Source organism: Streptomyces sp. NRRL S-495 (assembly GCF_000966955.1).
GTDB lineage: Bacteria > Actinomycetota > Actinomycetes > Streptomycetales > Streptomycetaceae > Kitasatospora > Kitasatospora purpeofusca.
Map to the genome: position 1 here is coordinate 1 of NZ_JZWY01000177.1, position 9748 is coordinate 9748.

Genomic DNA, 9748 nt, shown 5'->3' on the forward strand with positions numbered 1-9748 from the left:
CCGCTCGCCCTCGACGGCGAGACGGTCGCCCTCGACCACGCCGCCGGGCAGGACCAGCCGGGCGCCGGACAGTGCGAGTCGGTCCGCGGTCACGCGGTCACCTCCATGGAGAGCAGATCCCAGGCGAGCAGGCCGGCGCCCAGCGACGCGGCGGTGTCTTTGAGCATGGCGGGTACGACCTCGGGGGGCATCTGGAAAGTCAGCCGCTCGGTGACCGCCGCCCGCAGGGGGTTGAAGAGGGTGTCCCCGGCCTCGGCCAGCCCGCCGCCGACGATCACCCGGGACGGGTCGAGCAGGCTCTGGGCGAGCACGATGCCGTCGGCCAGGGCGTCCACCGCGCGCTGCCAGACCGCGACCGCGCGCGGGTCCCCGGCGTCCACCGCGACGGCGCAGGATGCCGCGTCGGCGTCGGGGTCGCCCACGGCCTCGGCCCAGGCGCGGGAGACGGCGGAGGCGGAGGCGAGGGTCTCCAGGCAGCCCCGGGCGCCGCAGCCGCAGGCGGGGCCGCCGGGGCGGACCACCACGTGGCCGATCTCGCCGCCGTAGCCGTGGGCACCGGCCTCGATCCGGCCGTCGATGCCGATGGCGCCGGCGATACCGGTGCCGAGGGCGACGAAGAGGAAGCGGTCGACGCCCCGGCCGGCCCCGAGCCGGCCCTCGGCGAGACCGCCGGAGCGCACGTCGTGGCCGAGGGCGACCGGCATCGCACCGCCCGGGCCGGCCAGCCGCCCGCCCAGCAGGGTGCGCAGGGGCAGGTCGCGCCAGCCGAGGTTGGCGGAGAAGACCGCGATGCCCCGCTGTTCGTCGATCGTCCCCGGGACGGCGACTCCCGCCGCCAGGGGCGCGACGCCGAAGCGGGCGCGGCCCTCGTCCGCCAGATCGGCGGCGAAGTCGAGGATGGCGGCGACCACGGCGTCCGTGCCGTGTTCCCGCCCGGTCGGGCGTCGTGCTTCGAACAGCACGGAGCCGTCCTGGGCGAGCAACGCGGCTTTCATGCCGGTGCCGCCAACATCGAGTGCGATGACGTGCTTCACGGGGGACAGTTTCCCCCGGTCCGGTCTAAGAGGTCTAGTCCAGTTGTCGCATTGGTCTGGTCCAAAGGGGTGAGCTTTGTCGCAGAAGTGTGCGGGATGCGGCACTTTGCGCGGGCCGCCGGACGGGTCGCGGGGAGGGCGCGACACGGTGTGACAGGGCGCGGCAGGGCGTTCAAGAGGTCGGATTCGCGGATTTTGTTGCGCAGTGTGCAACAAATCCCGCACTTCGATAACTACCCGGCGTTCGGGGGCCTGAGGTCTGGACCACCGCATGCCCGGTTTGGCACCCTTGCGGCCTCCCCCCGGCCGGATCTCCCCCGATCCGGTCCGTTTCCCCTCAGCAGGATCCCCCCGAAGGCGGTACCCGCGTTGGACAGGCGCGCCCAGGTCCCCACCCGGTTGTTCGGCGTCGCGATGGCAGGCGCCCTGGCCGGAGCCCTCGTGCTCACCGGCTGCGGCGGCCAGGACGACGGTCCGGTCACCCTCCGGCTGGTGGCAGCCGACTACGGCGAGAGCGCGGACACCAGCTCCAAGCTGTACTGGGACGACGTCGCCCGCCGCTTCGAGGCCGCCAACCCGGGCATCAAGGTGGACGTCGAGGTGGCGAGCTGGACCGACATCGGCAAGCGGGTCGACGAGCTGGTCAGGAGCGGCAAGTCCCCCGACCTGCTGCAGACCGGCGGCTTCGCCGACCAGGCCGCCGCGGACCGGCTGTACAACGCCTCGGACGTGCTCTCGCTGGAGACCCAGGCCAACATCATGGAGTCGTTCTCGCACGCCGGGCAGGTGCTCGGCACGCAGTACGGCATCCCGTTCGTCTCCTCCTCCCGGGTGCTCTTCTACAACAAGGCGATCTTCCAGAAGGCCGGCATCGCCCAGCCGCCGACCACCTGGAACGAGCTCAAGGCGGCCGCCGAGAAGATCAAGGCCAAGGTCCCGGGCGTCACCCCGTACGGGCTGCCGCTGGGGCCCGAGGAGGCGCCGGCCGAGTCGATGCTCTGGACGCTGAGCGGCGGCGGCAGCCTCTCCGACGACGTCGGCAACTACACCATCGACAGCGACAAGAACCAGGCCACCTTCAGCTGGCTGCGGAGCAACCTGGTCGCCACCGGCCTGACGTACCCCGAGCCCGGGAAGATGAACCGCACCCCGGTGTACAGCGACTTCGCGGCCGGCAAGGTGGCGATGCTCAACGGCCACCCGACGCTGCTGCGGATGGCCACCAACGGCAAGATCGACTTCGGTACGGCCCCGATCCCCAAGAAGGACGGCCTGGCGAAGACCGGCAGCCTCGGGGTGGCCGACTGGATGATGGCGTTCAAGGCCAACGGGCACAAGAACGAGATCCGCCGCTTCCTCTCCTTCGTCTACACCAAGGAGAACCAGCTCAAGTTCGACGAGACCTACAACCTGCTGCCGGTCACCCAGGACGCGTTCGACACGATGACCGCGGATCCGAAGCACGCGGACCTCAAGCAGTTCGCGGCCGGGCTCGGCAACGCGAGCTTCTACCCCTTCGGCGACCCGGCCTGGGCCGAGGTCTCCAACCGGATCAAGACCGGCATCGGGGCGGCGGCGACCGCCGAGCCCAAGCCGGTGCTGGAGGACCTCCAGCAGGCGGCGGTGAAGGAGGCGGCCCGGATCCGCAAGTGACCCGGGCCCGGCCGACCGGCGTCGGTGCCGGTAGGTGGTCTGCAGGTGGTCAGTAGGTGATCGCGTAGACCTTGCGGAGCGTCTCCAGGACGGTCCAGGTGGTGCGGTCGCCCTCCTGGAACACCCCGGCGACACCCGGGCCGAGCTCCAGCACCGGGCCGCCGTCGACCACGACGGTGGCCCGGCCGCTCAGCACCACGAAGACCTCCGCCGCCTCGGTGTCGGTGACCACGCCCGGGGTGATCTGCCAGATGCCCGACTCGCCGGAGGCGGACTCGGAGAGCACCAGGCCGGACACCTCGGGGGTGCCGGAGACGATCTGCGCCGGGTCGAGCGGGTCGGGTTCGAGCTCGGCGGTCGGGACGTGCAGGGCGAAGGCGGCGGTCGGGATGCTGGTCATGGGGGCGACGCTAGTCGGCGGACCGGGGCGGCGCAGCGGGCAGGGTGTGTCGGGTCCGCGGGGGAGAATGACACTCCGTAGTGATGGGCGGAGGTGGGCCCGGATGGGCGCGGACGAGGAAGCGGCGCGGCCGGAACCGGAGCGGACGGACGGTCCGGGGCAGCAGGACGGGTCGGAGCAGCAGACCGGCCCGGCCGCTCCGGCCGGGCTGGATGCCAGGGACCGGGCCGTGCTGGCGCTGGAGGCCCGGAGCTGGCGGACGGCCGGGGCCAAGGAGCGGGCCGTCCGGGAGGAGCTGGGGCTCTCCAGCACCCGGTACTACCAGCTGTTGAACGGGCTGCTGGACCGGCCGGAGGCGCTGGCGCACGCCCCGGTGCTGGTCAACCGGCTGCGCCGGGTCCGCGACGCCCGCCGGGCGGCCCGCTGAGGCGCCGCCCCCGCCCGACGGGTGGCCCCCGCCCGGGCTGGGTACGGTGCCGGACATGGGCCTTTCCGACATGACGCGACCGCTGACGGATGCCGGGCGCGCGGGGCTGGCGGCGCTGCTCGCCGCGCCCCGTGACGCCGTGATCGCCCTCGACTTCGACGGGACGCTCGCCCCGATCGTCCCCGACCCGGACCGGGCCAGGGCGGACCCCGGCGCGGCACCCGCGCTGCGCGCGCTGGCGCCGCTGGTCGGCGCGGTCGCGGTGGTGACCGGCCGGCCGGCCGCCCTGGCGGTGGAGTACGGCGGGCTGGCCGGGATCGACGGGGTGGTGGTGCTCGGCCACTACGGCGCGGAGCGCTGGGAGGACGGCCGGCTGACCGCGCCGCCGCCGCACCCGGGCGTGGCCGCGGTGCGGGCGGAGCTGGCGGAGCGGCTGGCGGCGCTCGGCGCGCCCGAGGGCACCTGGGTGGAGGACAAGGGCCGCTCGGTGGCCGTGCACACCCGGCGGACGGCCGAACCGGCGGCCGCGTTCGAGCTGCTGCGGGCGCCGATGGAGCGGCTGGCGGCCGAGCACGGGCTGGTGGTGGAGCCGGGCCGGCTGGTGCTGGAGCTGCGGCCGCCGGGGGTGGACAAGGGGGCGGCGCTGACCGGGCTGCTGCGCGAGCGCGGGGCCCGTTCGGTGCTCTACGCGGGCGACGACCTGGGGGACGTGCCGGCCTTCGCGGCGGTGGAGGGGCTGCGCCCGGAGGGTCTGGCCGGGCTGCTGGTGTGCAGCGGCGCGGTCGGGGACGCGCCGGTGCGCGAGCTCGCCGACCGGGCGGACCTGGTGGTCCCGGGCCCGGCCGGCGTGGTGGAACTGCTGGTCGCGCTGGAGGAGGAGCTCAGCCGCCCGGCCGCAGGGCGTTGAGCTGGTCCAGGAACCACTGCTGCGGCGGCAGCGCCGTCGCGGCGGCGGCCAGCCGCTTGCAGCGGTCGGCCCGCTCCTCGGCCGGCATGGTGAGCCCGGCGTGCAGCGCCTCGGCGGTGGCCACGATGTCGTAGGGGTTGACGCTCAGCGCGTCCTGGCCGAGTTCGGCGTGCGCGCCGGCCTCCCGGGAGAGCACGAGCGCGCACCCCTGGTCGGAGACCACCGGGACCTCCTTGGCGACGAGGTTCATGCCGTCCCGGATCGGGTTGACCAGGGCCACGTCGGCCAGCCGGTAGGCGGCCAGCGAGCGCGGGAAGTCGTCGTCGACGTGGAGGACCAGCGGCCGCCAGTCCGGGGTGCCGAACTCCGCCTCGATCTCCGCGGCGAGCGCCCGCACCTGGTCGGTGTAGGCCCGGTACTCGGCGAGGTCGGTGCGGGACGGGTAGGCGAAGGCGATGTGGACCACCCGGTCGTGCCACTCCGGGCGGGTGCGCAGCAGGTGCCGGTAGGCCAGGAAGCCGCGGACGATGTTCTTGCTCAGCTCGGTGCGGTCGACCCGGACGACGGTGCGGCGGTCGCCGACGGTCGCGCGCAGGGTGGCGAGCCGCTCGTCGACGTCCGGCCGGTGGGCCCGCTCGCGCAGGAAGTCGGCGTCGGCGCCGAGGCCGTGCACGCCGAGGGCGGTGGTGCGGCCCGCGTACGTCACGGTGAGCGCCTCGCGGTCGACCTCCGCGTCGAGGTACCGCTCGCAGCAGTCGGCGAAGGCGAGCGCCCAGCGGCGGGTCAGGAAGCCCGCCCGGTCGGCGCCGAGGATGCCGGTGAGGACGGCCTCGGCGATGTCGTCGGGCAGCAGCCGCAGGTACTCGGGCGGCGCCCAGGGGGTGTGCGAGAAGTGGCCGATCCGCAGATCGGGGCGGGCGGCGCGGAGCAGCGCCGGGACGAGCGAGAGGTGGTAGTCCTGCACCAGGACGGCGGCCCCGGGGGCGGCCTCGGCGGCGAGGGCCTCGGCGAAGGCCGTGTTGTACGCGGTGTAGGCCGCCCACTCGGTGCGGAAGCCGGCGTCGAAGACGGGGGCGGTCGGGGTGTTCCAGAGCAGGTGGTGGACGAACCAGAGGGTCGAGTTGGCGATGCCGTTGTAGGCGCGTGCGAAGGTCTCCGGGTCGATGCCGAGCATCCGGACGGCCTGGCCGCCGACGTCGTGGCCGGCCCGGTCGAGCCGGCCGTCCGGGGCCTCGCGGGCGGCCCGGCGGTCGGCGTCGGAGAGGGCGGCGCAGACCCAGACGGCGTCCGGGTCGTCGATCGCGGAAAGTCCGGAGACCAGTCCGCCGCCGCCTCTGCGGAGGGTCAGTGTGCCGTCGTCCGCGGTGCCGAAGGACACCGGCCCCCGGTTGGACGCCACCAGGACGGGGGCGGCGCCGGTCGGATTCGAACGCTCGGTCGTGAGATCACCCATGGTTGGTTGGTTGCCGGGGCTCCGGGGCGGCAAACCCGCGGGACGGGTCCTCAGTGTCGGGTGGCGTACTCGGGCACGGTGTGCATCGGCGGCCGCTCGGTCGCGGTGACCGGGTGGGTGTGGGCGGTGAAGGCGCGGGTCAGCGGGTCGCGGGTGAACTGGGTGAGCAGCGGGCGGACCAGGTCGGCGGAGGCCTTCAGCCGGTGGGTGCGGTCCAGCCGCTCCAGTGCGGTGCGGTAGATGGTGGCCGCCATCCGGCCGAGTGCCTGGGCGTCCTGGTGCCGGTGGTGGCGGATGCCGACGTCCACCTGGGCGAGCGCGTCCAGTCCGGCCGTCTCCAGGGCGTCGACGAGCAGGCCGAGCTCGACGCCGTAGCCGGTGGGGAAGGGCAGCCGTTCGAGCAGTGAGCGGCGGGCCGCGTACTCGCCGCCGAGCGGCTGGACGAAACCGGCGAGTTCCGGCCAGTGCAGATTGAGCAGCGGACGGGCGACCAGTTCGGTGACCCGGCCGCCGCCGGCCGGCACCACCGCGCCGTCGGTCTCCAGCGGCCGGTCGTACATCGCCTTGACCAGGTGGATGTCCGGCTCGGTGAGCAGCGGGCCGATGATGCCGGAGACCAGGGCGGGGTCGAACTCGCGCAGGTCGGCGTCCACGAAGCAGACGATCTCGCCGCGGGTGACCAGCAGCGAACGCCACAGCACCTCGCCCTTGCCGGGGGCGGCGGGCAGCCGGGGCAGGATGGCGTCCCGGTGGACGACGGTGGCACCGGCCTCGGCGGCGACCTCGGCGGTGGCGTCGACGGAACCGGAGTCGACCACCACCAGCTCGTCCACCAGCGGCAGTCGTTCCATCAGTTCCCGCCGGATGACCCGCACGATCTCGCCGACGGTGGCCTCCTCGTCCAGGGCGGGCAGCACGACGCTGACGGTGCCCGCCGGACCGAGGGCGCGCTTGGCGGCCGGGAGCGTGTGAACCGGTCGGTCGGCCGCGGTCCACGAGCGCCGGCGCAGCCAGGACGCGGTCTCGGGGAGGAGCGCGGGGGTCGGTTCGGCGGGCACGGTGCTCTCCTCGACGGGATCGGTTGGGACGGGTCATCTCGCGTGGCGGACGGTCCCGTTCGGGACCGACGCCTTCGGATACAGTCTTCGTACAGCGATCGGACCTTCGCACGCCGGGGTCGCCGCTGAGCACAACCCACAACTTCACAGAGCTCATCCAGAGGGACTGAGGGAACGGCCCGTTGACGTCCCGGCAACCTTCTCGCACGGTCGGCTTCACGCCCCGGCGGGACAGGTGCCAATTCCGGCCCGGGCGCGACCGCGTCACGGGGAAGATGAGGAGAGAGGCCTCCGCCCATCATGGCTATCGACACCGCCGCACCCGTCACCGTCGACCTCGGCCCCGCCACCGCGCTGTCCTGTCGCGAGTGCGGCACCCGGTTCCCGCTCGGTCCCAGCTTCGCCTGTCTGGAGTGCTTCGGTCCGCTGGAGATCTCCTACGACTTCGGCAGCGAGGGCGCCGAGGAGCTGCGCAAGCGGATCGAGGCCGGTCCGGCGTCGATCTGGCGCTACGCGCCGCTGCTGCCCGTCCCGGCCGACGTGGCGACCAAGCCGAACCTCAACCCGGGGTGGACCCCGCTGGTGAAGGCGGACAACCTGGGCCGCGAGCTCGGCTTCACCGGTCAGCTGCACATCAAGGACGACTCCGGGAACCCGACCCACTCCTTCAAGGACCGCGTGGTGGCCTGCGCCATCGAGGCGGCCCGCGTGTTCGGCTACACCACGCTCTCCTGCTCGTCGACCGGCAACCTGGCCGGCGCGGTCGGCGCGGCGGCGGCCCGGGCGGGCTTCCGGTCCTGCGTGTTCATCCCGCACGACCTGGAGCAGGGCAAGGTCGTGATGGCCGGGGTGTACGGCGGCGAGCTGGTCGGCATCGAGGGCAACTACGACGATGTGAACCGGTTCTGCTCGGAGCTGATCGGCGACCCGGCCGGCGAGGGCTGGGGCTTCGTCAACGTCAATCTGCGGCCGTACTACGGCGAGGGCTCCAAGACGCTCGCCTACGAGATCTGCGAGCAGCTCGGCTGGCGGCTGCCGGAGCAGATCGTGATCCCGGTCGCTTCGGGCTCCCAGCTCACCAAGATCGACAAGGGGCTGCAGGAACTGATCAAGCTGGGCCTGGTCGAGGACCGGCCGTACCGGATCTTCGGCGCCCAGGCGGCGGGCTGCTCGCCGGTCTCGGCGGCCTTCAAGGCCGGCCACGACGTGATCCGGCCGGTCAAGCCGGACACCATCGCCAAGTCGCTGGCGATCGGCAACCCGGCCGACGGCCCGTACGTGCTGGACATCGCCCGGCGCACCGGCGGCGCGGTGGAGGACGTCACGGACGAGGAGGTCGTGGCGGCGATCCGGCTGCTGGCCCGGACCGAGGGCGTCTTCGCGGAGACCGCGGGCGGCGTGACCGTCGGCGTGCTCAAGAAGCTGATCGAGACCGGGCAGCTGGACCCGTCGAAGGAGACCGTCGCCATCAACACCGGTGACGGGCTGAAGACCCTCGACGCGGTCTCCGAGGCGGGCATGACCGCCGTCATCCGGCCGACCCTGGACGCCTTCCGGGGCGCCGGCCTGGCCTCCGCCTGATCCCGCCCCCCTGATCGACCGGCTCAGCGCCCGAAACCGAGGAGACCCCCCCATGAGCGCCAACGTCCGCATCCCGACCATCCTGCGCACCTACACCGGCGGCGTCAGCGAGGTGCCCGCCGAGGGCGCCACGCTGGGCGAGGTGATCGCCGACCTGGAGCGCAACCACGCCGGGATCGCCGCGCGGATCCTCGACGACACCGGCAAGCTGCGCCGTTTCGTCAATGTCTATGTGAACGACGACGACGTGCGGTTCGCCGAGGGCCTGGAGACGGAGATCAAGGACGGCGCGAACATTTCGATCATCCCGGCGGTCGCCGGCGGGTGATCCGCGGGCGGTCCGTTCCCCCCGGGGCGGGCGCGTCGTCCACGGCCGTCCGCGGCACGGAATTCCGTGCCGCGGACGGCCGCGCGTATTTTGGCGGGAATATCTTCGGTCCCGGGCGGAGTAAAGTGTCGCTGGACCGGGAACAGGGCGCGCCCGTCACCCTGGTCCGGGAACGAATCCACCGCACCGCCACCACCGCCGGCTCCCGTCCGGCGAGAGCCGGGACGGACCCGGGACCTGGATACATGTCAGGCCGGTGTCAGAATTCTGGCGGGGATTTCGGGTAATACGTCCGCTATGTCCGGCGGAGAATGCAGGATTTTCTCCCGATTGCGCCCGTCCTGTCCGACGGTGCCGCGGGTGAATTCCCCGCCATTGACCCTGTTGCAGAGGGCGTCGATCCGGATACATTCAGCCGCGGTCGACGCAATCGCCCGTTCGCCGGATGCCGTTCGGCGTCATCGGGAGGATTGTGGCGTGCGCGGCTGTGCCCAGGGGGGGTTCCCCGGGCCGGCCTCCAACCAGACCCGGGCCCGCAGACCTGCGGGCGCGTGAAGGGCCAGCACAGCACTAGGGGAGTTCGGAATGGCTCAGGGCACCGTCAAGTGGTTCAACGCGGAGAAGGGTTACGGCTTCATCGCGGTCGACGGTGGTGCGGACGTCTTCGTCCACTACAGCGCGATCCAGATGGACGGCTACCGCACCCTTGAGGAGGGCCAGCGGGTCGAGTTCGAGATCTCTCAGGGGCAGAAGGGTCCGCAGGCGGACATGGTCCGCGCGGCGGTCTGACCTTTCCGACACCCGGGAGTTCTGCTCGGCCCATCGGCTGGTGCACCTCTTGATTCTCATGGCGGGCCCGTGCGACCTCGGTCGTACGGGCCCGCCGTCATGTCCGCCGCCGTGCCGG

10 protein-coding genes and 1 riboswitch are annotated in these 9748 nt (G+C 73.0%); of the genes, 6 read left to right on the plus strand and 4 right to left on the minus strand.

The annotated features are described in order from the left end of the window. Window positions 1–89: 89 nt before the first annotated feature. Window positions 90–1034: an ROK family protein gene (locus VR45_RS11140; protein ID WP_045939547.1), complete on the minus strand. Its 945-nt coding sequence runs from the start codon at window positions 1032–1034 to the stop codon at window positions 90–92. Between the two features lie 369 nt (window positions 1035–1403). Here VR45_RS11140 and VR45_RS11145 point away from each other — a divergent pair, with 369 nt between their 5' ends. Beyond that, entirely contained in the window at window positions 1404–2687 is a 1284-nt protein-coding gene (locus VR45_RS11145) for an extracellular solute-binding protein (protein ID WP_234325938.1), read from the plus strand. 49 nt (window positions 2688–2736) lie between these two features. Here VR45_RS11145 and VR45_RS11150 read toward each other — a convergent pair whose 3' ends face one another. Then, on the minus strand, window positions 2737–3087 hold the full coding sequence (locus tag VR45_RS11150; RefSeq protein ID WP_045939548.1) for a cupin domain-containing protein: 351 nt from the start codon (window positions 3085–3087) through the stop codon (window positions 2737–2739). A 103-nt stretch (window positions 3088–3190) separates the two neighbouring features. Here VR45_RS11150 and VR45_RS11155 point away from each other — a divergent pair, with 103 nt between their 5' ends. Both VR45_RS11155 and otsB read left to right on the plus strand, forming a co-directional pair. Further along, window positions 3191–3514: a DUF3263 domain-containing protein gene (locus VR45_RS11155; protein WP_078896422.1), complete on the plus strand. Its 324-nt coding sequence runs from the start codon at window positions 3191–3193 to the stop codon at window positions 3512–3514. 55 nt (window positions 3515–3569) lie between these two features. Continuing rightward, the gene (gene otsB / locus VR45_RS11160; protein WP_045939549.1) at window positions 3570–4421 is read left to right on the plus strand and encodes a trehalose-phosphatase; all 852 of its coding nucleotides are present in this window, start codon (window positions 3570–3572) and stop codon (window positions 4419–4421) included. Here otsB and VR45_RS11165 read toward each other — a convergent pair. Together VR45_RS11165 and VR45_RS11170 are read right to left on the minus strand one after the other, a co-directional pair. After that, a complete protein-coding gene (locus VR45_RS11165; RefSeq protein ID WP_045939550.1) occupies window positions 4396–5874 on the minus strand; it encodes a trehalose-6-phosphate synthase in 1479 nt (492 codons plus the stop codon). The two genes, otsB and VR45_RS11165, sit on opposite strands and share 26 nt — an antisense overlap. A 50-nt stretch (window positions 5875–5924) precedes the next feature. Beyond that, window positions 5925–6932: a glucosyl-3-phosphoglycerate synthase gene (locus VR45_RS11170; RefSeq protein WP_045939551.1), complete on the minus strand. Its 1008-nt coding sequence runs from the start codon at window positions 6930–6932 to the stop codon at window positions 5925–5927. 150 nt (window positions 6933–7082) lie between these two features. After that, window positions 7083–7214, plus strand: a riboswitch (SAM riboswitch). Window positions 7215–7232: 18 nt separating this feature from the next. Between VR45_RS11170 and thrC the strand changes: the two genes are divergently transcribed. The 3 genes from thrC (at window position 7233) to VR45_RS11185 (ending at window position 9630) form a co-directional block, all read left to right on the plus strand. Next, window positions 7233–8513, plus strand: coding sequence for a threonine synthase (thrC, locus tag VR45_RS11175; RefSeq protein ID WP_045939552.1), 1281 nt, complete (start codon window positions 7233–7235; stop codon window positions 8511–8513). Between the two features lie 52 nt (window positions 8514–8565). Beyond that, window positions 8566–8841, plus strand: a complete 276-nt coding sequence (locus VR45_RS11180) for a ubiquitin-like small modifier protein 1 (RefSeq protein ID WP_030393672.1) — start codon at window positions 8566–8568, stop codon at window positions 8839–8841. Window positions 8842–9426: 585 nt separating this feature from the next. Further along, on the plus strand, window positions 9427–9630 hold the full coding sequence (locus VR45_RS11185; RefSeq protein WP_030289665.1) for a cold-shock protein: 204 nt from the start codon (window positions 9427–9429) through the stop codon (window positions 9628–9630). Window positions 9631–9748: the final 118 nt, after the last annotated feature.